General features: G+C 62.2%; 18 protein-coding genes. 5 read left to right on the top strand and 13 right to left on the bottom strand.

Features of this window, described 5'->3' with window-relative positions; all coding sequences use genetic code 11:
• Window positions 1-121 precede the first annotated feature (121 nt).
• Entirely contained in the window at window positions 122-2,410 is a 2,289-nt protein-coding gene (gene metE / locus DOM32_RS01265) for a 5-methyltetrahydropteroyltriglutamate--homocysteine S-methyltransferase (RefSeq protein WP_110630517.1), read from the bottom strand.
• Between the two features lie 125 nt (window positions 2,411-2,535).
• Between metE and DOM32_RS01260 the strand changes: the two genes are divergently transcribed.
• Window positions 2,536-3,468, top strand: a complete 933-nt coding sequence (locus DOM32_RS01260; protein WP_110630515.1) for a LysR family transcriptional regulator — start codon at window positions 2,536-2,538, stop codon at window positions 3,466-3,468.
• A 63-nt stretch (window positions 3,469-3,531) separates the two neighbouring features.
• On the opposite strand, the gene DOM32_RS01255 is transcribed toward DOM32_RS01260, so the two are convergent.
• From DOM32_RS01255 to DOM32_RS01235, 5 genes are all read right to left on the bottom strand, one after another.
• Window positions 3,532-5,166: an ATP-binding protein gene (locus DOM32_RS01255; protein WP_071229989.1), complete on the bottom strand. Its 1,635-nt coding sequence runs from the start codon at window positions 5,164-5,166 to the stop codon at window positions 3,532-3,534.
• A gap of 67 nt (window positions 5,167-5,233) precedes the next feature.
• The gene (locus DOM32_RS01250) at window positions 5,234-5,953 is read right to left on the bottom strand and encodes a response regulator (RefSeq protein ID WP_071229990.1); all 720 of its coding nucleotides are present in this window, start codon (window positions 5,951-5,953) and stop codon (window positions 5,234-5,236) included.
• A 462-nt stretch (window positions 5,954-6,415) separates the two neighbouring features.
• Window positions 6,416-7,006 carry a carboxypeptidase-like regulatory domain-containing protein gene (locus DOM32_RS01245; protein WP_244179757.1) on the bottom strand — a complete coding sequence of 197 codons (591 nt, stop codon included), beginning with the start codon at window positions 7,004-7,006 and terminating at the stop codon, window positions 6,416-6,418.
• A gap of 165 nt (window positions 7,007-7,171) precedes the next feature.
• Complete coding sequence (locus tag DOM32_RS01240; protein ID WP_087718459.1) at window positions 7,172-7,795, bottom strand: YbhB/YbcL family Raf kinase inhibitor-like protein; 624 nt, start codon at window positions 7,793-7,795, stop codon at window positions 7,172-7,174.
• Between the two features lie 165 nt (window positions 7,796-7,960).
• Window positions 7,961-9,205, bottom strand: a complete 1,245-nt coding sequence (locus DOM32_RS01235) for an alpha-hydroxy acid oxidase (protein ID WP_244179756.1) — start codon at window positions 9,203-9,205, stop codon at window positions 7,961-7,963.
• Window positions 9,206-9,530: 325 nt separating this feature from the next.
• Between DOM32_RS01235 and DOM32_RS01230 the strand changes: the two genes are divergently transcribed.
• Window positions 9,531-9,758, top strand: coding sequence for a hypothetical protein (locus DOM32_RS01230; protein ID WP_071229993.1), 228 nt, complete (start codon window positions 9,531-9,533; stop codon window positions 9,756-9,758).
• A 33-nt stretch (window positions 9,759-9,791) separates the two neighbouring features.
• On the opposite strand, the gene DOM32_RS01225 is transcribed toward DOM32_RS01230, so the two are convergent.
• Complete coding sequence (locus DOM32_RS01225) at window positions 9,792-10,457, bottom strand: extensin-like domain-containing protein (protein ID WP_244179755.1); 666 nt, start codon at window positions 10,455-10,457, stop codon at window positions 9,792-9,794.
• A 263-nt stretch (window positions 10,458-10,720) separates the two neighbouring features.
• Here DOM32_RS01225 and DOM32_RS01220 point away from each other — a divergent pair, with 263 nt between their 5' ends.
• On the top strand, window positions 10,721-11,497 hold the full coding sequence (locus DOM32_RS01220; protein ID WP_110630511.1) for an EAL domain-containing protein: 777 nt from the start codon (window positions 10,721-10,723) through the stop codon (window positions 11,495-11,497).
• A 56-nt stretch (window positions 11,498-11,553) separates the two neighbouring features.
• Window positions 11,554-12,927, top strand: coding sequence for a GGDEF domain-containing protein (locus DOM32_RS01215; protein ID WP_110630509.1), 1,374 nt, complete (start codon window positions 11,554-11,556; stop codon window positions 12,925-12,927).
• Window positions 12,928-13,016: 89 nt separating this feature from the next.
• Here DOM32_RS01215 and madM read toward each other — a convergent pair whose 3' ends face one another.
• The 4 genes from madM to DOM32_RS01195 form a co-directional block, all read right to left on the bottom strand.
• Complete coding sequence (gene madM / locus DOM32_RS01210) at window positions 13,017-13,778, bottom strand: malonate transporter subunit MadM (protein WP_110630507.1); 762 nt, start codon at window positions 13,776-13,778, stop codon at window positions 13,017-13,019.
• A gap of 14 nt (window positions 13,779-13,792) precedes the next feature.
• Window positions 13,793-14,194 (bottom strand): malonate transporter subunit MadL, encoded by a 402-nt coding sequence (madL, locus tag DOM32_RS01205; protein WP_110630505.1) that lies wholly within the window; start codon window positions 14,192-14,194, stop codon window positions 13,793-13,795.
• Between the two features lie 157 nt (window positions 14,195-14,351).
• Complete coding sequence (locus tag DOM32_RS01200) at window positions 14,352-15,890, bottom strand: malonate--CoA ligase (RefSeq protein WP_110630503.1); 1,539 nt, start codon at window positions 15,888-15,890, stop codon at window positions 14,352-14,354.
• A gap of 102 nt (window positions 15,891-15,992) precedes the next feature.
• Window positions 15,993-17,357, bottom strand: coding sequence for a malonyl-CoA decarboxylase (locus tag DOM32_RS01195; protein WP_244179754.1), 1,365 nt, complete (start codon window positions 17,355-17,357; stop codon window positions 15,993-15,995).
• Between the two features lie 200 nt (window positions 17,358-17,557).
• Here DOM32_RS01195 and DOM32_RS01190 point away from each other — a divergent pair, with 200 nt between their 5' ends.
• Window positions 17,558-18,256, top strand: coding sequence for a GntR family transcriptional regulator (locus DOM32_RS01190; protein WP_071230000.1), 699 nt, complete (start codon window positions 17,558-17,560; stop codon window positions 18,254-18,256).
• A gap of 51 nt (window positions 18,257-18,307) precedes the next feature.
• On the opposite strand, the gene DOM32_RS01185 is transcribed toward DOM32_RS01190, so the two are convergent.
• Together DOM32_RS01185 and DOM32_RS01180 are read right to left on the bottom strand one after the other, a co-directional pair.
• A complete protein-coding gene (locus tag DOM32_RS01185) occupies window positions 18,308-18,511 on the bottom strand; it encodes a hypothetical protein (RefSeq protein ID WP_071230001.1) in 204 nt (67 codons plus the stop codon).
• A 249-nt stretch (window positions 18,512-18,760) separates the two neighbouring features.
• Window positions 18,761-20,395 (bottom strand): BCCT family transporter, encoded by a 1,635-nt coding sequence (locus tag DOM32_RS01180; protein ID WP_110630500.1) that lies wholly within the window; start codon window positions 20,393-20,395, stop codon window positions 18,761-18,763.
• Window positions 20,396-20,565: the final 170 nt, after the last annotated feature.

Genomic DNA, 20,565 nt, shown 5'->3' with positions numbered 1-20,565 from the left:
AACGCTCAGCCTAACATGTCAGCGCCATCGGCGGACCCAACTCACCGGAGGATCAACCTCTCCGGCGGACCGAACCCGACGGCGGACCCGAACACAGTCCGTTCATCGTTGGAAAATCGCTTCACGCATAGCGCTTGCGCAACTCGCGAGCCGCCTCGACCATGTTGGCCAGTGCCGGCTCCACTTCGGCCCAGCCCCGCGTCTTGAGACCGCAGTCCGGGTTGACCCAGAGCCGCTCGGCCGGGATCTTTTCCGCGGCCTTGACCATCAGATCGACCATCCAGGCGCACTCGGGAATGTTCGGCGAGTGGATATCGTAGACGCCTGGCCCGATCTCGTTGGGGTAATCGAAGTGCTGGAAGGCGTCCAGCAGCTCCATGTCGGAACGCGAGGTCTCGATGGTGATGACATCGGCATCCATGGCGGCGATGGCGCCGATGATGTCGTTGAACTCCGCATAGCACATGTGGGTATGGATCTGCGTCTCGTCGGCAACCACGGCAGCGCTCAGTTGGAAGCACTCCACCGCCCAGTCGAGATACGCCTGCCATTCGGCCTGCCGCAGCGGCAGCCCTTCCCGCAGCGCCGGTTCGTCGATCTGGATGATCGCGATACCGGCACGTTCCAGGTCGGCGACCTCGTCACGCAGCGCCAGGGCGATCTGGCGGCAGGTGGTGGCGCGGGGCTGATCGTCACGAACGAAGGACCACTGCAGGATCGTCACCGGCCCGGTGAGCATGCCTTTCATGGGCTTGTCGGTCAGCGACTGGGCGTACTCGCTCCAGCGCACCGTCATCGCTTCAGGCCGCGTCACGTCACCGAAGATCACCGGCGGCTTGACGCAGCGGGAGCCGTAGCTCTGCACCCACCCGTTCTGGGTGAAGGCGAAACCGTCGAGCTGCTCGCCGAAATATTCGACCATGTCGTTACGCTCGGCCTCGCCATGCACCGGCACATCGAGCCCCAGCTGTTGCTGGCGTTCGACCACCAGCGCGATCTCTTCGCGCATGCGGGCTTCGTAATCCGCCGCGTCAAGCTCGCCTCGCTTGAAGTCGCGGCGGGCCGCACGGATTTCCTGCGTCTGCGGAAAGGAGCCGATCGTGGTGGTCGGGAACAGCGGCAGATTCAGTCGCTCACGCTGTGCCGCGGCCCGAACCGTGTAGACGCTGGCGCGACGCGTGTCGGCATTGCCGACCTTCGACAGACGCTCGGCAACCTGCGGCTTGTGAATGCGCTGTGACTCGCGCCGCGCCGCCAGGGCTCGGCTGGCATCCTCGACGCGCTGGCGATCCGCCGCCGTTTCCGCGCCGTCGAGCACGTGCGACAGTGCCACGACTTCATCCAGCTTCTGACGCGCGAACGCCAGCCAGCTTTTCAGCTCCGGATCGAGCCTGGTTTCGTTGTCCAGATCCACCGGCACGTGGAGCAGCGAGCAGCTCGGGGCCAGCCAGAGCCGATCGCCCAGGCGAGATTTGGCATCCTTGAGTTCACCGGCGAGACGTTCGAGATCGGCGCGCCAGATGTTGCGGCCGTCGATGGCTCCGACGGAAAGCACCTTGTAGGGCGGCAGGCGATCGAGCACGGCCGTGAGCTGCTGCGGTGCCCGGGCCAGATCCACGTGCAGCCCCTCGACCGGCAGCGATAGCGCCAGCCCCAGGTTGTCGCCGAGGCCGCCGAAGTAGCTCGCCACCAGCAGCTTTACCGGGGCCGATTGCAGCTGGTTGTAGGCGAATTCCAACGCGCGCTGCCACTCGCTCGGCAGGTCCTGGACCAGCGCCGGCTCATCCAGCTGTACCCATTCGATGCCGGCGTCGGCGAGCCGAGCCAGAATCTGCCCATAAGTCGAGACCAGATCGTCGAGCAACGAAAGGCGTTCGAGCCCCTCGCTCTTGGACTTGGCCAGCCACAGCCAGGTGACGGGGCCGGTCAGCGCCACCTTGATCGGATGCCCTTGCGCCCTGGCTTCGGCGACCTCCTCGAACAGCCGCTCGCTGGCGATCCGGAACGTCTGCCCTTCGTACAACTCCGGCACCAGATAGTGATAGTTGGTGTCGAAATACTTGGTCATCTCGCAGGCCGGCGCCGGCTCGCCGGACGGCGCGCGACCCCGCGCCATGCGGAAACTGGTGTCGAGATCGACCTCTCCTTCGACGCTGCCGAAGCGGGGCGGCACTGCCCCCACCAGCACCGAAACATTGAGCACCTGATCGTAGAAAGCGAAGTCACCGACGGTGACGACATCCAGGCCGGCATCGATCTGGTCCTGCCAGTGCGCCTTGCGCAGCCGCGCGCCTTCCTGCTCGAGTCCATCTCGATCCAGCTCGCCCTTCCAGTAGGCTTCGACGGCTTTCTTCAATTCGCGATGCGCGCCGATGCGCGGATAGCCCAGAGTGTGCACCAGGGTGGTCATTTGTGGGGTCTCTCGGAGTTAGCGGTTAGAATGGAGAAGATCATGGCTTGGCGGGCAGTCTCTCCGGCAACGCACCTTGAATCAAACGCGTTTATCTAATCCTCAAAGTGAGCAAAATTCATCACATGCTCGAACTTCGCCATCTCCGCACGTTGATCGCTCTGCGTGACACCGGCTCGCTGGTCGAAGCGGCGGAGCGCGTCCACCTGACCCAGTCGGCGCTATCGCACCAGATCAAGGATCTCGAGTCGCGGCTCGGCATGCCGTTGTTTGCCCGCAAGACGCGCCCGGTGTCGTTCACCCGCGCCGGGGAACGCCTGCTGACCCTGGCCGAACAGGTGCTGCCCCAGCTGCGTCTGGCGGAACGCGACCTGGCACGGCTGGCCGGCCACGAACAGGGTCGCCTGCACATGGCGATCGAATGCCACAGCTGCTTCCAGTGGCTGATGCCGACCATCGACCATTTCCGCGATCACTGGCCGGAGGTGGAAGTCGACATTCCCAGTGGCCAGAATTTCGATCTGCTGCCGGGGCTGACGCGCGAAGCGCTCGATCTGGTCATCACGGACAACCCGGAGCCGCTGCCGGGCGTGCACTACGCCCCCCTGTTCCGCTACGAAGGCCTGCTCGCCGTTTCCAAGCAGCACGCGCTGGCGACCCGAAGCTGGGTCGAGCCCTCGGATCTCGCCACGGAAACGCTCATTGTCTATCCGGTGGATCACTCCCGCCTGGATGTCTTCACCCAGTTCCTGGATCCGGCCGGTGTACGCCCGCAGGAAATCCGCAGCGCCGAACTCACGGTGATGATGATGCAACTGGTGGCGAGTGGCCGCGGGGTGTGCGCCCTGCCCAACTGGGCGCTGACGGAGTATCTGGAGCGGGATTACGTCAAGGCGCTGCCGCTGGGCAAGGACGGGGTGTGGAGCACGCTCTACGCGGCAGTGCGGGAGGACAACCTGGAACTACCGTGGATGGAGGATTTCATCCGCACCGCGAGGGAGACCTCATTTGCGGTGCTCAGTGGCGTCAAGCCAGCCGGCACGCCTGACGACGCCTGACGATCGGGCGCTTACCGAAGCCGCGCACGGGGTAGCCGCGAACAGGTCAGCCGCGAAAGATCGTCAAACCGTCTCTTCGTCGAATGTCAGCGGCCGAATCGCCTCCCGGCCGTGTAGCGGCAGCAGCAGGCTGAAGCGAGCGCCGCCCAGGCTCTCGCTGCGATCGACCACGACGTTGCCGCCGTGCCAGGCCATGATCTTCTGGACGATGGAGAGCCCCAGGCCGTAGCCGCCCGAGCGCCGGGTGCGACTGTCGTCCAGCCGGGCGAATGGCTTGAAGATGGCGATGCGCTTCTCTTCCGGCACCCCCGGGCCATCGTCTTCGACGTCGATGCGCACGGCCCGGGGTTCGCGATGGACCTTCACCACGACCTGACTCTCCGCATGCCGGCAGGCATTGGCGACCAGGTTCTGGACCGCGCGCTGCAGGTAGCGTGGCTCCGCCTCCACCTCGAGCTCTTCGCCATCGGCAACGCGCAGTTCGAGGTGCGGGTGCAGCGGGCTCAACGTCTCCAGTACTCGCCAGGCCAGCGCACGACACTCCAGGCTTTCCGTCTGCAGCGTCACGCCCTGGGCATTCTCGCTGTCGAGCTTGGCGTAGGTGAGGATTTCATCGATCAGCCGGTCGAGTTCGGCGATATCCTCGTCGATGCCCGCCAACTGGCGCTGGGCGACCTCGTCCTTGCTGAGATCTTCCAGCATCTGTACCGCAAAGCGAATGCGTGCCACCGGCGTACGCAGTTCGTGGGAGACGGCCCGAATCATCTCCTGCTGGCTGCGCAGCAGCATCTGGACCTGCGCCGCCATGCCGTTGAGCGCCATGCCCAGACGGCCGATGAAGTCGTTGCTGTCGACCCGCACTCGCGAGTTGAGATGACCCGCCGCAATGCGCGTCGCGGCCCGTTCGAGCCGCCCCACCCGGCCTTCGACGCCCCACACGATGAGATAGATGGCGCCGGCCAGCGTCGTCAGCACCATGATCAGCAGCGCCAGCGCCAGCGACAGCGGCATCGACTCGAAACTGGGCAGCGGGCCGATTCGCAGCCAGCGATCCGGCCCGACCCGAGCATGAATATAGAGCGCACTCAGCCCCGTTTCGAGACGCACCACCACTTCGCCGGCGTCGAGGCGCGTCGCCTGGATAGGGTCGACATCCGTCGGCGGCGAAGTATAGAGACCAACCGGCATGTGGAACTGCTGTTGGACGCGCGCCAGCCGGCGAGCCTGGATCTCCTTCTCTTCGCCGCTCAGCCAGCTGCGCAGCACTTCGGTGATACCACGAAGCTGCATCTCGTTGAGACTGTTGATCCGCGCCGCCAGCACCCAGCTGGAACTGGGCAGCTGGTACAGCGAGCGCCAGCCATCATCGGTGGATTCGATCACCGGCCGGTTCTCACGCAGTCGCGCCCGCTCGAAATAATTCAGCGACAGGTCATCGAGCTGGAACAACCCCAACGGCATGCCCAGTGTCGACGCCATCGACGCCAGCCAGTCATCTCGCTGCGCCAACGGCTGGCGGGAGACGAGATCGGAAAGCAGTGCCAGCGGGCCGCTGACGAGATTTTCCCGATAGTGCTCCTGACGCACCTTGTCGACGACCAGGAAGCCGAACAGTACCAGCGCAAAGGTAATGACCAACGCCGCCAGCAGCGACACGTAGAATCGCAGGAAGGTGCTGTCGGTAAAGGAACGACGCATGTTGGATCTCGCGGGAAATGTCGGGCAAGTAACAGGGGGAGACGGCGACCGCGATCGCCGCCCTCCCTCAACTGTCTCTCACGAATAGATACCCTTTGCTCCGTACGGTCTTGATGCGATGAGGGTGGTTGGGATCGTCGCCGATCTTGGGGCGAATGCGCGAGACGCGCACGTCGATGGAACGATCCTGTCCGTCGTATTTGATCCCGCGCAGCTGGGAGAAGATCTCCTCACGCGTCAATACCCGGCCGGCGCTGTCGGCCAGTAGCCAGAGCAGATCGAATTCCGCGCTGGTGAGATCGATACGCTCATCTTCCAGCCACGCCTCGCGAGTGGCGCTGTCGATGACCAGATTGTCGAACGTCAGGCGCGTCGCCCCGCTCGAGGAAACCAGGGTATCGGCGCGACGCATCAGCGCGCGCATGCGCGCCAGCAGCACCCGTGGCTGAACCGGCTTGGGAACGTAATCGTCGGCTCCCATTTCCAGGCCCAGAACCTGATCCATGTCGTCGGTCCGTGCCGTCAACATCAGAATGGGGCCGGCATAATGCGGTCGTACCCGACGGCAGATCGATAGACCGTCCTCACCCGGCAGCATCAGGTCGAGGATCACCATATCCGGCTGTTCCTCGATGATGCGCTCCACCCCGTTGGCGCCATCGTGTTCGAGCCCGACCTGAAAACCGTTGGCCTCCAGATATTCGCGTGTCAGATGCGCCAGACGCTCGTCGTCTTCGATGATCAATACGCGATCTTGATGTGCAGTGCTGTCCAAGCTGTCATCCATCCCTTTGAGTTGGCCTCGAAACCCTGCATACCACGGTCTTGATTTATTATTGGCATTAACGGCATCAAGCGGCTTCAAGAGCCGAGCAGATATAATTTACCGTTACTGCGCTAATGTTCTGAATAATCAGCGCTACGCCTGAAGAGAGCCTAGCGGATTAAACAGTATCATACCCGAATTGTTCCCTGTGTAACCCGGTATCGGCAATGGACTACGCAGTTAATGGATAAATTCAGACAAGAGACCGATGAGTCTGGCTTACAAGAACGAAAGTGTCAGTCTCTCTTTGGCAAGCCATCTCGATGGTGCCAAGCGTAGTTGGCACTCATCGACATCACAGCCCGACATGACAGTCGATATGACGCCGGTCTTGGATATCGAACTCGGCGTCACGACAAAATGCTCCCGATCGGATGCCATTCTTCGGATGAACGGCATCATTTTGCCGACTTCGCCCTGGATTCAGCGGCTCAGGTCCACGTCTCGTGTCTGTCCGTCACCAAGTTCGATCTGCTTGATGATGATCGGGCTGCGTGATTCGCCACCGGGTAGCAGCACGCTTCCGGCAACGTAGAACACGCCCGCGGGTATGCCCCTGACGACGAAATAGCCATTGTCGTCCGTCTCGGCATAGTGCGTATATTCACGGGCACGGGGGTCGGCCGGTTCGATCTTGCGTCCCGAGAGCGCCACCTCGGCGGCTTCGGCCGCATAGCGCGTCGCGGGCGCCACCGAAATCGTCTCATCGGAGCCCACGAGCGTCTGTCCATCCGGCGTTCTGTAGGTCAACCGCCCCTGGATAGCCGAGGTTCCACGCTTTTCGAGCTGGGCATACTCCTCGGCCGGGAAGGGAATCTGGCGTTTGACCACGGCCTCGTCGCTGCCGGAGCGATCGAAGATATCGGGCATCTGAAACGACCCCGTCGATAGACTTTCGCAACCTGCCAACGCCATTACCATCAGCGCCAGCACGCCCAGCCGAAGTTTCCCCGCCATCATCCACTCTCTTCTGGCCACCAACTCTCTTCTGGCCACCAACTCTCTTCTGGCCACCCACTCTCTCCTCGCCACCGGCTCTCTCCTTGCCATCGACTCTGCTCGAAAGCTCCCCGCTGGCCATCAGCGGGGAAGCTCGTCATGCTGACAGCCAATCAGGCAACAATTTCGCAAAGAGCCAGGCCGCCGCTTCGCCTCGTGGCCTGGCGCCGTCATGAGGGATCAGCGCAGGTCCGGATTGAGGGTATAGGTTCCGGTGATGCTGGACTCGGCCAGCACGTGGCCTGCCATCGCCTCGCGAACCTGTTCGCCGGTAAATTCTCCCGACAGGCCCAGCGTGGGAATATCCAGCGCGAACACGCTGAAGGTATAGCGATGGACGATTTCATCGTTCCAGGGCGGGCAAGGCCCATCGTAGCCGCCGTAGACACCGGCCATGTCCGGATCGCCGGCCAGAAACCCGGTGTAGCCGTTGATCCCACTGATGCCCTTGGCGGTCTGTCCTGGCGTCTTGCCCTTCGGAACTACCCCATCGGCCATCTCGCCTTCCTCGATCAGGTTGACCTCGACGGGAATGTCCACCAGCACCCAATGGTAGAAATCGACGCGCGGCAGGTCCGCAGGGAGTGTCTTGCCTTCCTGATTGACGTCGTCCGCCACGCCCGGCACATCGGGATCGGTCACCAGCAGCACGAAGCTCTGCGTGCCTTGCGGCGCATCCAGCCAGCGCACTTCCGGATTGCGATTGTCGCTCAGGCGCATGTGCTGCTCGGGGTCGGGCACGGCGAAAGCGAACTGCGCCGGAATCGGCTTGCCTTCCTCGATACCCTTGATGGTCAAACGCATGGGCCACTCCTCGTCGATAGTGAAACAGGTATTGATGCTCGTCGGGCGCGCCACCGGAAACGGTTCTGGCGCGCCGACGATCCACCGATAACCTTAAGTGCCCTCGCGGCTTTTGTCATGATCGGGCGCGGCAACTATCCTTGGGCGCGCAAGCGCACGCACGACTCAGGATACCCGAGGAAGAAAATAGAGCCGGTCGGCGGTCATCTCTTCCAGCGAGTTGATACCCAGCATCCCCAGGTTACGGTGCACCTCGGTCGCGAGAAGCGAAATGGCGTGATCGACTCCGGCTTCTCCCGCCACCGCCGCGGCATAGTTGAACGGGCGGCCGACGAACACGAACTTCGCCCCCAGCGCGAGCGCTTTGAGCACATCGGAACCGCGCCGGAAGCCGCTATCGATCATCACGTCGAGACCCACCGCCGCGGCGATATCGGGCAGCACGCGCAGCGGCGAGACGTCGCCGTCCAGCTGCCGCCCGCCGTGGTTGGAAACGATGATGCCATCGACACCCAGGGACTCGGCTTTGCGCGCATCCTCCACGGCCATGATGCCCTTCAGCACCAGCTTGCCGCCCCACTGCTGACGAATGCGGCGGATGTCCTCCCAATCGAGGTGCTCCCGGCCGGAAAAGTCCCGCTCGACGTTCTTGGCGACGAGGGCAACACCGCGCTCAGCCCCGGCATGCTCGAAATGCGGCATGCCGTGACGACGGATCGTGCGCAGGAAGGTACACAGCGACCATTCGGGATGCGTTGCACCTTGCCACAGCAGGCGAAGATCGGGGCGGATCGGCGTCTTGTAGCCGGTGCGCACGTTGTTTTCACGGCTTGGCACCACGGCGGAGTCGACCGTTACGACCAGCGTCTGGATCCCGGCACGCGCCACGCGTTCGACCAGGGCATGAATGGATGCCGGGTCGGGTGGCATGTAGGCCTGGTACCAGACATCGGGATTGATCTCGGCAATCGCCTCCAGCGCGATCAGCCCGGAAGCGCTGATGACCATGGGAATACCGGCTCGCCGAGCGGCGCTGGCCAGACGAATGTCGCCACGGTAGGCGGTCAGCGCGCTGACGCCCATCGGCGCGATGCCGAACGGCAGCGCGTGCTCGCGCCCCATCAGCGAGGTGCGGGTCGTCCGCCCGCTGACATTGACCAGCGAGCGATGCACGAACCCGATCTCGCGAAAGGCCCGGAAATTGTCATCGTAGGAAGCGTTGGTTTCCGCCGCGCCGGCCACGTAACCGAAGATGGGCTTGGGCAGGACCCGCTTCGCGAAACGCTCGAAATCCGCCAGGCAGAGGATGTGTCGCAGACGCCGGCGAAACCACCAGCGCTCGAGCCGGGAAATGCCGAGATTCGACGTCGCCGCGTTTCGAAAACGGGGCTGGGGCTCCATCACGCTCATGACATCACCCTCTTCGATACCCGATGCGCGGTCGTGACCCTGACATCACGGATCGGCAGGGCAAGAGGGAGCATGGCGTATGAAAACCGCACTACAGTCGGGTCCGAGGGCATCGGCGTTCTCCGGGAACGTCAGAGGATAGCAATGGGCCGACTCGACCTGGAGAGGCAAGCAGTCGACGATCAGCCGCTAAATTGTCATACATCATATTTACAGGGACAGTCGACTTTCGATGTATACGCCTGGGTTCGATGACTCCCACTCCCGAGTTGCAGCGCGCCAGGTTTGTTTCTAGCCTGTAACCACACCTGAAAGGAGATAACTTATGTTAAGGACGACGTTTTTGACCCTGCTGCTTGCCCTCGGCCTCTCCGCATGCGGAACCTCGACCGGCGAGCGTGCGGCCAGCGGCGCGGGCGTCGGTGCCGCAGTCGGTGCGGGCGCGGCGGCTGCGACCGGAGGTGATGTCACTCAGGGTGCCGTGATCGGCGGCGGTGTCGGTGCAGCCACGGGCGCGGCAACCGACGAGGACGATATCGACCTCGACGACTGAGCCGTCGCAGCGACCTCCCTGCCTCGTTCCACCCTAGCGGCAGAACGACACGCCGCGCATGCCGAGATGAAAGTGGTTGGCATGCGCGGCGTTGTAGTCCGGGCCCAGGGTGGTACCGAAATAGTGACAGGCGCCCGCCTGGGCCGCTTCGAGAAACCGGCCACGATCGCTCTCATCCCCCCAATCCTCGAGCACGCTGATCCGGCGCCCATCCTCGAGCCGGAAGGCCGCGACATCGAGTGCCGACGCCGTGGCATGATCGCTGCGTCTGGCGTTCTCGCGGTGATAGATATTGCGGCATGCGAAAGAGCCGTAATGCTGGACGCGGGAGACACGCTCGCCGAAGACCTGCCGAGCCAACGGCTGCAGTTCGTGCTGTTCGTACATGGTCCAGGCCAGCGCCAACGGGCAACTGGCCACGAAGCTCGAACTGAACGAGACCTGCGTGCTCGAGAGCCGAACCACGTTCTCGAGCGGGCAACCGGCCGCCGCGGTGTAATCCCCCAGCGGGGTATAATCGATATCCGGCGCCGTCTCCAGCGCCGCAAGACACGCCTCCCGATCTCCGGATAGCGCTTTCAGCTTCCAGCGCGTGACCGGTGTCACGGGATCGCTCACGACCAGCGGCGCGAACGGGTTCCACTCCCGCGGGATCTGCCAGACTCCCTTGTCGAAGGCGACACCGACAGCAATCACCATCAGACAAATCAGAGTGCTTGAAGAGGGTCTTGAAGAAGGTTTCGAGGAAGGTTTCATGGACTCCGGCAGGCTGATAGCGGATTTCTGCGACGTCGGTAATCGGCGACGCATTGGATAGCGCGATTCACACTTTTCTGCTAAATCGGTGCTATTCGATCGTACTCTTATATTCTAAGCTTAGTTAACTTGCCGAAATGCTGACGAACGCATTTCAAGTCGAGCAGAAAACAATCATTACCGTGCATGTCGTCAAGGAGGACACAATGCCGGGTTGTGCCAGACACGAGAACGTTTGCGGTCGCTGCGACGTACCGCTGGACTTCGAATTCACCATGGCGTTTCAGCCATTGGTGAATATCGACGAGGGGCGAGTCTACGGATACGAAGCGCTGGTCAGAGGAACAGGTGGAGAATCCGCCGGCTCGATATTGGCACGGGTCGACGACGCCAATCTCTACCGCTTCGATCAGGCTTGCCGGGTCAAGGCGATCGAAATGGCCCACGATCTGGGGGCCGAAGGAATGCTTTCGATCAACTTCCTGCCCAACGCCGTCTACGAACCACAGGCATGCATTCAGGCCACGCTTGCCGCAGCCAGGCGGGTCGGCTGGCCGACGAGCCGGCTCTGTTTCGAAATCACCGAGTCTGAGAATGTCGGGGATCGGTGCCATCTACAGAATATCGTGACCAGCTATCACGAAATGGGGATGAAAACGGCGCTGGATGATTTCGGCACCGGATATGCCAATCTGGACCTGCTGGTCGACATCTCGCCAGACGTGCTGAAAATCGATCGCCATCTGGTCAGCGATATCCACCAGTCCCCCCGCCAGCAAAGAATTCTGGAACACATCATTACCCTGGCGCATCAGCTGGACATAATTCTGATCGCCGAAGGTATAGAAAAACTAGAAGAAGCTCGTTGGCTCTACCGCCACGGTATTGCCAGACAGCAGGGATACTGGTTTGCCAGACCGGCCGCAGGACAACTACCGGTTTGCCCCGAATCACGCTTCGCGCTGGTTCGTGGCGAACACTGACGACCGCGATACGACTGGCAACTCCTTCCACCGTTCGAATCACGGTACCCTGGCTTATGGTTGCTTCGAAAAATTCGCTACCTCATCAGACCGCCGAGGGTCCTTCCACGCCGGATGGGCTGGACACGTTGAATATCGCGGCGCTGATCTACCGGCTCGATGCCGGCGTTCCCCTGCTGGTCGATGCCAACGAGACGGCGAAACGTCAGTTGCACCTGGGTGATGGCTTCCCCATGGCCGACCCTTGGCAGTGGCTGGACGCTCGTCGCTATCCGGCGGCTGGCCTCGATCATCCGGCATTGCTGAATGTCTCGTCGGAAAACTCGAGTCAGTGGCAGTGCTTTCACATCCGCCAACATGCGCAGCCGCTGCAAGCGCTGAAACTCAAGATTTCTCCGCTGGAAACACTTGCCGACGAGGGTGCCACGCGTCACGTGCTCATCGCCATCGGCGAGATCACCGCTATCGACGATACCCCGGGCCTACTGCCACAGGCTCAACCGCATCTACGCCAGGTGCTCGGGAACTTGCCCATGGGCGTGTGCATCATCGATCTCGAAGGGTATCTGCGGCTGGTCAATCATGCCTTCTGCGAGTTCTTCGGCTATGCGGAAAGCGAGCTGCTCAATGCCCACTTCCGGAAGCTATTGCCCTCGCAGCATCACCAGACTGCCGAGAAGCAACACGCAGCCAGCTTCTTCGACGCACTGGATCAACGCCGTGCCGTGGAGGTTCAGTTGCATGACGGGTCATCGCGTACCGTCATCATCGAGGACACGATCAGCCACGACGAAGCAGGCCGCCCCCAACGGATCGCCTTTCTCGTGGATATCACCGAGCGATGCGATATCGAACGCCAACTGGAGGAAAAGAACCGTCGCCTCGAATATCTGGCAACGCGAGACGACCTGACCGGATTGCACAATCGCCGCTTCGGCCTGGAACTGCTCGAACAGACACTGGAACGAAGCCAGCGTTACGGCGAAAAGGTCACCATTGCCATGCTCGATCTGGATCACTTCAAGGAGATCAACGATCACTACGGCCATGCCGTTGGCGACGAAGTGTTAACGGAATTCAGCCATTTCATGATCGGCGCGCTGCGTTCGAGCGATACCCTGGTTCGCTGGGGCGGAGAGGAGTTCCTGGTGATCTTGCCCGGGGTCGATCGCTTCTCGGCACAGACCGCGATAGACCGTATCCTCAAGCAACTTCGCCAACGGACCTTGAGCACATCTCGCCTCCGGGTAAGCTTCTCCGCTGGCGTGGGCGAGTATCGTCACCAGATGCCGAAGGGGTTGCTGGAAGAGGTCGACCATGCGCTTTATCAGGCAAAATCGGCCGGCCGAGGCTGTGTCTCGATCGCTCCCGTTTCGAGCTCATTCCAAGAGCGCTGCCACGCTCGAATGTTTTCCTCGTTTCAGGGCTGACGACCGCCCCCGGGCGGTCGCCAGCGCCTGCCTCTCCGGAACGATCGCTCGGGTTTGCATCGTTCCGGAGAGGCCTTTCAGACAGATATTCAGAAAATCATCCGTACCGCCAGGAACAGCACCGTCGGCGCCAGCAGGATGCCGAGCCCGGTGTAGAACGTCGCGGTCATCGCACCGTAGGGCACCAGCCGCGCATCGGTGGCAGCGAGACCTGCCGCGACGCCGCTGGTCGTCCCGATCAGGCCGCCGAAGATCATCGCCGAGCGTGGGTTGTCCAGCCCGATGAGCTTCGCAGTCATCGGCGTCGCGATCATGGTCAGGATCGACTTGACCAGGCCGGCGGCGATCGACAGCGCAATCACTTCAGAACTCGCGCCCAGCGTGGCCCCGGTCACCGGCCCGACGATATAGGTCACCGCGCCGGCCGCGATCGTGGTGATGTCGACCGGGTCGGTATAGCCGAAACCGATCGCAACGACGGCCCCCGCCACGAACGAGACCAGCACGCCGAGGAACAGGGCGATCACGCCGCGCATGCCCGCTTTCTTGATCTCCTGCAGGCGTACGCCGTACGCGGTGGCGATGATCGCCAGATCCCGCAGCATGCCGCCACCCATCAACCCCAGGCCGGAAAACAGCGTGACATCCGAAAGCCCCTTGCTGCCGCCAGTGGATGCTCCACCGACATAGGCGAGTATCAAGCCGATGATGATCGCGATCGCAGAGCCATGCAGACGACCCGCAGTCAGATGGCGGCTGAGCCAGTACGCCACGTACATGGTCAGGCCGATCACGGCAAAGGCGGCGATCAGATGATACTTGTCGACCAGCGAAACAATGGAATCGTTCATGCGAGCCTCCCCCTTCAGTGGCCACTATGGGCTGTTGGCGTCGAATCGAGCGGGCTCGCATCGTCGACCTTCTTGCCGGTCAGCACGGGAACCAGCGCCAGCCCCAGCACGACGGCCAGTACGCCGGCCAGGATCGCCACCATGCCGCCGCTGAAGGCAGCCGCCACGTTCTGGCTGGCCGCCATGGCGACGACGATGGGAATGTACATCGCATTCCAGAAGTTGATGCCACTCTCGGTCGTCTCCGGCAGCTTGCCGCGATCCTTGAGATAGCCGGTCACGAAGATCAGCAGCAGCATGGCGATGCCCACACCGCCCAGATTGGCATCGATTCCCAGCAACTGGCCGAGTACGTCGCCGATGATTAGCCCGACCAGCATGCAGCCGGCCAGGAGTGCTACACCGTAGATCACCATCGTTGTCACCTCTTGGGCATTGTTATAGAACGTTTTACAAAGACATCGTCATGATTGGCCCGGTTATCGGAGCTTGGCGTGTATCGGAACCGCCACGCCCGGCGTGACGGCCGTGCCGCGTTACCCACGCGGCGAGGGTGAAAAACCTCCCGTAATGCTACGGATTTGCCGTTTCGGCACTCAGGTAGATATCGGCATAGCGTTCGCGCAGCGCGTTCTTCTGGACCTTGCCCATCACGTTGCGCGGCAGGCTATCGATGAAGAACACTCTCTTCGGCTGCTTGTAGCGCGCCACCTTGTCCTTCAGCGCCGCCAGCACGTCATATTCGTCCAGCGATTCCCCCGGCTTCAGCACCACCGCCGCGGTCACCCCCTCGCCCAGATCGGGATGGGCAACACCGATGACGGCCGACTCCACCACCTGAGGCAGCTCGTCGATCCACTGCTCGATCTCCTTGGGATAGACGTTGTAGCCACCGGAGATCACCAGATCCTTGTCGCGCCCGACGATATGCAGATAGCCGTCTTCGTCGATCAGCCCGAGATCGCCGGTGATGAAGAAGCCGTCGTCGCGAAACTCGGAGGCGGTCTTTTCCGGCATTCGCCAGTAGCCCTGGAAGACGTTCGGCCCGCGAACTTCCACCAGGCCGGTTTCCCCCGCCGGCAATGCCTTGCCGGTTTCGCGATCGGTAATGCGCACCTCGCTACCCGGCAGCGCGAAGCCGACCGTGCCCGGACGGCGCTCGCCGTCGTAGGGATTCGAGGTGTTCATGTTGGTCTCGGTCATGCCGTAGCGTTCGAGAATGGCGTGGCCGGTACGTTCGCTGAATTCCCGATGGGTTTCCGCCAGCAGCGGCGCGGAGCCGGACACGAACAAGCGCATGTTCGCGGTGGTCTCCCTGTTCAGCCGCGGGCTGGCCAGCAGGCGGGTATAGAACGTCGGCACCCCCATCAATGCCGTTGCCCGTGGCATCAGATCCAGCAGTTGCTCGGCATCGAGCCTGGGCAGAAAGGTCATCGAAGCGCCGACGGTCAGAACGATGTTGCACGCCACGAACAAGCCGTGGGTGTGAAAGATCGGCAAGGCGTGCAGCAGATGATCGTCGGCGCTGAAGCGCCAGGTCTGCGCCAGCGCCTGGCTGTTGGCAGCGAGATTGCCGTGGCTCAGCATGGCACCCTTGGAACGCCCGGTGGTGCCGGAGGTATACAGAATCGACGCCAGATCGTTGGCTTCCAGCTCGGCGATGTGCGGATCTTCCTCGGCCTCGGCGACCCGTTCCATCAACGAACCGTCGGCTTCCGCGCCCAGGCTTTCGACGACCGCCACCCCACAGCGCTGAGCCAATCGCCGCGCGGTGTCGATGTCGTCCGGGCGGCAGACATGGAATCGCGGCTCGGCGTCGGTGAGGAAATATTCGACTTCCGCCTCCGTGTAGGCGGTATTGAGCGGCAGGTAGACCGCTCCCGTCTGCAGGCAGGCCAGATAGAGCATGATCGCCTGCGGGCTCTTGTCGACCTGCACCACGACGCGGTCACCCGGCACTACGCCGCTGTCGCGAAGAACCCGCGCCATGCGACGCGAGGTGGAAAGCACGTCGCGATAGCGATACTGCTCGCCGCTCGGCGTATCGATCATCACCTTGTCCGGGCGGCGCTCGAAATTGCCCGAGAATTGCAGATACAGATTCTGATTCATCCCACCTCTCCTGCTTTGTTAAACGGTCACGCCTATTTTTTGAAAAGGCCAAGCCTGTTTTGTGAAACGGTCAGGCCTGTTTTATGAAACGGTCACGAACGATCAGGCATCGGTCCGGGAGCCATGACGGCAGCGCGAGCGCCCCTGCTTGGCATCGCGGCGGATCTCGCTGGTGCAGACCACCGTGCCCTCGCGGCTGAACGCTTCGTGGTTCTGCTCGATCCGACCGAGCTCGTAGAGATAATTGACCATCAGCCCATGAGACTGGCGGCGGCCGTTCTCGGAGGTATCACCAGGCCAGTTGAGCCGGTGCAGGCTGGCGCCGTTGCCCAGGTGGAAGCGGGCCACCGGGTCCAGCGGCAGGCCGCTGTCGCGCTTGACGTCGATCAGGTAATGCGCCGCCAGCCCCCGCAGTTCGGCATTCAGCTTGTCGCGCAGTTTGGGATCTTCCAGCCAGCGCCCGTCGTCGAGCCCCTCGGCAATCTCGTCGGCGAGCTGGCAGGTTCCACTTTCGCGTTCCGCTGCCAGCCACTTGGCAAAACCAGGAACCGGCGAGAGCGTCACGAAGTTTTCGAGATTCGGCAGATTACGCTTGAGTTCCTGCACCACCTGCTTGATCAGGAAGTTGCCGAACGAGATTCCCCGCAGGCCGGCCTGGCAGTTGCTGATGCTGTAGAAGGCGGCGGTATCGGCCTCCTCCGGGCGCACTTCGTCGCCACCTTCCAGAATCGTCTGGATGCTGTCGGGAATACCCCGGCACAGCGCCACTTCGACGAAGATCAGCGGCTCGTCACCCGTGGCCGGATGGAAGAAGGCATAGCAGTGGCGATCCTCGGGGTCGAGGCGCCGACGCAAGTCCGACCAGTCGCCGATGGCATGGACGGCTTCATAGTGGATGATCTTCTCGAGCACCGCCGCCGGCGTGTTCCAGTCGATGCTCTCCAGCACCAGAAAGCCGCGGTTGAACCAGGATGCGAAGAGATGATCGAAATCCGCATCCAGCGGCGCCAGCTCGGGGTTCGCCTTGAGGCAGCGCAACAGGTCCGCGCGCATCTTGACCAGCTCGTAGGTGCCGCCCGGGCACAGATTCAGCCGCCGCAGCAGGTGCTGACGACGAGGCTCGCAGGCCGCGAACAGCCGTTGCAGACTGGCGTTGTCCCCGTTGTCGCGATACGCCGCGTAAGCCTCGTGAATGGCGTCGGGCTCGGCGGCGTAGCGTTCCCCCAGCAACTGGAAGAAGGCGAGCCGATCGCTCTCGCCGAGCGAGGCGTAGCGCTCCAGTGCCTCCTGGGCGATCAGAATCTGCGACGCCTCACCACCGGGCTGCATCAGCGTCTCGCATACCGATGTCAGTCGCGCCAGACTGCTCGGCGTCCCGCCATCTTCGCTACCGGCAAGATGCTGGCCCCGTGTCCGGCGGCCGATGCTGGAGAGAAGATCCTGCAGAAAATTCATGTTGACGTTCATGCCGGCCCTCTCGGGTCTGTGGCTGGAGCTCGGGCTGTCACCAGCGGCGGCAGCGACGAGCGTTCGGCAGAGCGAAGCGGTCTGGCAGAAAAACGTCGGCATGAATTCCGAAACCGACTGTTAACATACATGTCATCGCTCTGTTATATATAACAGTTATGCCCCGGCCAGCCCGGTGTCAACATAGGAGAAAGTCTAATATGGCTCGCATCCCGCATGCCCAGCGGCTTCGCGACCTGCTTGAGGATGCCATCGTCGAAGGCCATTACGCGCCTGGAGACAAACTGGACCCGGCGGCACTGGCGCAGGAGTACGACTGCTCGCGCACGCCGATCCGCGAGGCGCTGCAGCAGCTCGCCGCATCCGGCATGGTGCGCGTGCTGCCCAAGCGCGGGACATTCGTCGCCCAGTTGAGCGTGACCGAACTGGTCGAGCGTTTCGAAGTGATGGCGGAGCTGGAGGGGATGTGCGCACGTCTGGCGGCGCGGCGCATGACACCGGAAGAACTGGCGGCGCTGCATCGCGCCCAGGCGGCTTGCCGCGAATGCATGGCTGCCGGCGATGCCGACGGTTACTACTACGAAAACGGGACCTTTCATCACCTGATCTACCAGGCAAGCCATAATGACTTCCTGGCGCAGGAAGCCTCGCGCCTGCACGCCATTCTGAAACCCTATCGCCGCCTGCAGCTGCATGCCCGCCGCCGTCTCGCCAGCAGTTTCGACGAGCACGAAGCGATCATGGCGGCGCTGGAGCGCGGCGACGCCGACGCTGCCGAAGCGGCGATCAAGGCTCACATCCAGATTCAGGGGGAACGGTTCAACGACCTGGTGGCATCGATGCAGCGATTGCAGCGTCGGCGCCGCGAAGAGCGATCGACGCCAGAAGGTTCGTCTTGAGATCGGCAGCCTTCGAGAACGAGGCTCACCGGATAACCACGATCGCGGCGATCAGTGGAACAGCAAGGTAACGACCAGCGCCACGCCGCCGACGAGCAGCGCCGTGACCACTGATACGCTGACCAGCAAATTGAGCCACCGGTCGACAGGCGCTTCGGCAGGCACCAGCGAACGCCGAGTCGCGCCTTGGCGTAGCTGGTGTCGGCCTGGTTGGTGTCGGCCTAGCTGGCTGGTGGGCTTCATGGCCGGGCGCATGGGCAAGTTCCGCAAGTCATATGATTATGTTAACGGCGGCACGCCTCTTGAATTGAGCTTCAAATTAGGTCTTTTCGCCGATCTTCGCCACTTTCCCCGCGCCCACTCGCCCCTCGCCCCTCGCCCCTCGACCCCCGCGCCCACTCGCCCCTCGCCCCTCGCCCCTCGACTTGATGCCGGCAGAACGATGCCACCAACGAAAACGGCCCCGATCCTGGCGGACCGGGGCCGTCGCGATATCACGCCCGACTATCGCGGATTGATGCGACGGTTCTTGATGTCCGGCGCGCGGCGGTAACGGTCTTCCTCCGCCAGCTCTTCGGCTTCGAATGCATCGGCGCCTACCGGCGTATCGCTATGGCGACGATAGAGCGCGGTCAGCATCGCCTTGCGGTCGGCGCGCAGCTCTTTCAGAGTCACGAATATCATGCCGTAGAGAATGAACGTGAATGGCAACGCCGCCAGCACCGATGCCGACTGCAACCCTTTCAGCCCGTTCTCGCCACCGGCAGAAAGCAGCGTGAGGCAGATCGCCGCGATCAGTACCCCCCAGATGATCCGCTTCATCAGCGGCGGATTGAGCGAGCCATTATCGGTCATCTGCGAGACGATGTAGGTCGCGGAATCCGCCGATGTCACCAGGAAGATGAAGATCAGGCAGAGCGCGACGATCGACAGCACGTTCGAGAACGGCATCAGATCGAACATCTGGAACAGCGCCGAGGTGATGTTGTCGGCCGTCGCCTGGGCGAGACCCGCATCGCTGTTCATTTCCATCTGGATGGCGGCGCCACCGAACACACCGATCCACAGGCAGGCCAGCAGCGGCGGCACGACGAGCACGCCGAAGACATACTGCTTGATGGTGCGCCCGCGCGAGATACGCGCCACGAAGGTGCCCACGAACGGTGACCAGGCGATGACCCAGGCCCAGTAGAAAATCGTCCAGTTGGACGCCCACTGGCTGTCATCGAAGGGAGACATTCGCAGGCTCATGCCGATGAAGTTCTGCAAGTAGTCGCCGATGCCCAGCGTGATGGTCTCGAGAATCGCGATGGTCGGTCCCGTGAACAGGATGTAGAACATCAGCGCGAAACAGATGATCAGATTGAGGTTGGACAGGTTCTTGATGCCCTTGTCCAGCCCCGACGTCGCCGAGAGCATGTAGCAGATGAACATCGCTCCCATGATGATGAACTGCCACATCATGTTTTCGGGCACGTCGAACACGAAATGCAGGCCGCCGTTGATCTGCAACACGGCCAGCCCGATAGAGGTCGCCACGCCCATCACCGTCGCGACGACGGCGAAGATATCGAGGATCGGTCCGAGACGGCGCAACTTCGGACGCTTGGCGGTGACCGACGACAGCACGTTGGAGACCATGCCCGCCTGGTTCTTGCGAAACTGATAGTAGGCGATGATCAGACCGACGACCGAGAAAGCCGCCCACTGATGGATGCCCCAATTGAAGAAAGCGTATTGAATCGCATAGCGTGCCGACTCGGCGGATTCCGGCGCTACGTCGCCGTAGGGCGGCGTCATGTAATGGGTCATCGGTTCCGCCATGCCGTAGAACACCAGGCCGACACCGAACCCTGCCGCCAACAGCATGCTCACCCAGGAAAAGAAACCATAGGTCGGCTTGCTATCCTGCGGCCCCAGGCGGATCTTCCCGTACTTGCTGAACGCCAGCCCCACCAGAAAAACCACGAATCCGAACACGGACAGCAGATAGAACCATCCAAAGTAGTGCGTGGTCGCACCCAATGCTGCGTTGGCGATATTCCCGAATCCAGTCGGGAAAATGGCGCCAACGGCTACGATCGCCGCTATCACCACCGCCGAGACGATGAATACGCCTTGTTTACCAAGCTTGGGCATGTCGTCCCCTTTTGATTGTGCTGATTTCCTTTGACATCACCAGTGTAGACGACGCCTTCTGCCTCTGCGGACGCTACTGCAAGCTGTCTCGAGTCACGCTTCGAGGAATTCCAACATATCATGTCAGGGTGGCCCCGGCGTAAGTCCCCTTTGGGCTAGCTGTGTAAACC

Source organism: Salinicola salarius (assembly GCF_003206135.1).
GTDB classification, from domain to species: domain Bacteria; phylum Pseudomonadota; class Gammaproteobacteria; order Pseudomonadales; family Halomonadaceae; genus Salinicola; species Salinicola salarius.
Note: the sequence above shows the minus strand (reverse complement) of the source record. Positions and strands in the feature narration are given on the sequence as shown.

Bases quoted from the DNA above. Each gene is read 5' to 3' on its own strand.
- DOM32_RS01235 (WP_244179756.1), bottom strand. From the start codon at position 9,205: ATGAGCGTGATGGAGCCCCAGCCCCGTTTTCGAAACGCGGCGACGTCG.
- madM (WP_110630507.1), bottom strand. From the start codon at position 13,778: ATGAACGATTCCATTGTTTCGCTGGTCGACAAGTATCATCTGATCGCC.
- DOM32_RS01185 (WP_071230001.1), bottom strand. From the start codon at position 18,511: ATGCGCCCGGCCATGAAGCCCACCAGCCAGCTAGGCCGACACCAACCA.
- metE (WP_110630517.1), bottom strand. From the start codon at position 2,410: ATGACCACCCTGGTGCACACTCTGGGCTATCCGCGCATCGGCGCGCAT.
- DOM32_RS01215 (WP_110630509.1), top strand. From the start codon at position 11,554: ATGGTTGCTTCGAAAAATTCGCTACCTCATCAGACCGCCGAGGGTCCT.
- DOM32_RS01200 (WP_110630503.1), bottom strand. From the start codon at position 15,890: ATGAATCAGAATCTGTATCTGCAATTCTCGGGCAATTTCGAGCGCCGC.
- DOM32_RS01250 (WP_071229990.1), bottom strand. From the start codon at position 5,953: ATGGATGACAGCTTGGACAGCACTGCACATCAAGATCGCGTATTGATC.
- DOM32_RS01195 (WP_244179754.1), bottom strand. From the start codon at position 17,357: ATGAACGTCAACATGAATTTTCTGCAGGATCTTCTCTCCAGCATCGGC.
- madL (WP_110630505.1), bottom strand. From the start codon at position 14,194: ATGGTGATCTACGGTGTAGCACTCCTGGCCGGCTGCATGCTGGTCGGG.
- DOM32_RS01230 (WP_071229993.1), top strand. From the start codon at position 9,531: ATGTTAAGGACGACGTTTTTGACCCTGCTGCTTGCCCTCGGCCTCTCC.
- DOM32_RS01220 (WP_110630511.1), top strand. From the start codon at position 10,721: ATGCCGGGTTGTGCCAGACACGAGAACGTTTGCGGTCGCTGCGACGTA.
- DOM32_RS01180 (WP_110630500.1), bottom strand. From the start codon at position 20,395: ATGCCCAAGCTTGGTAAACAAGGCGTATTCATCGTCTCGGCGGTGGTG.
- DOM32_RS01240 (WP_087718459.1), bottom strand. From the start codon at position 7,795: ATGCGTTTGACCATCAAGGGTATCGAGGAAGGCAAGCCGATTCCGGCG.
- DOM32_RS01225 (WP_244179755.1), bottom strand. From the start codon at position 10,457: ATGGTGATTGCTGTCGGTGTCGCCTTCGACAAGGGAGTCTGGCAGATC.
- DOM32_RS01255 (WP_071229989.1), bottom strand. From the start codon at position 5,166: ATGCGTCGTTCCTTTACCGACAGCACCTTCCTGCGATTCTACGTGTCG.
- DOM32_RS01260 (WP_110630515.1), top strand. From the start codon at position 2,536: ATGCTCGAACTTCGCCATCTCCGCACGTTGATCGCTCTGCGTGACACC.
- DOM32_RS01190 (WP_071230000.1), top strand. From the start codon at position 17,558: ATGGCTCGCATCCCGCATGCCCAGCGGCTTCGCGACCTGCTTGAGGAT.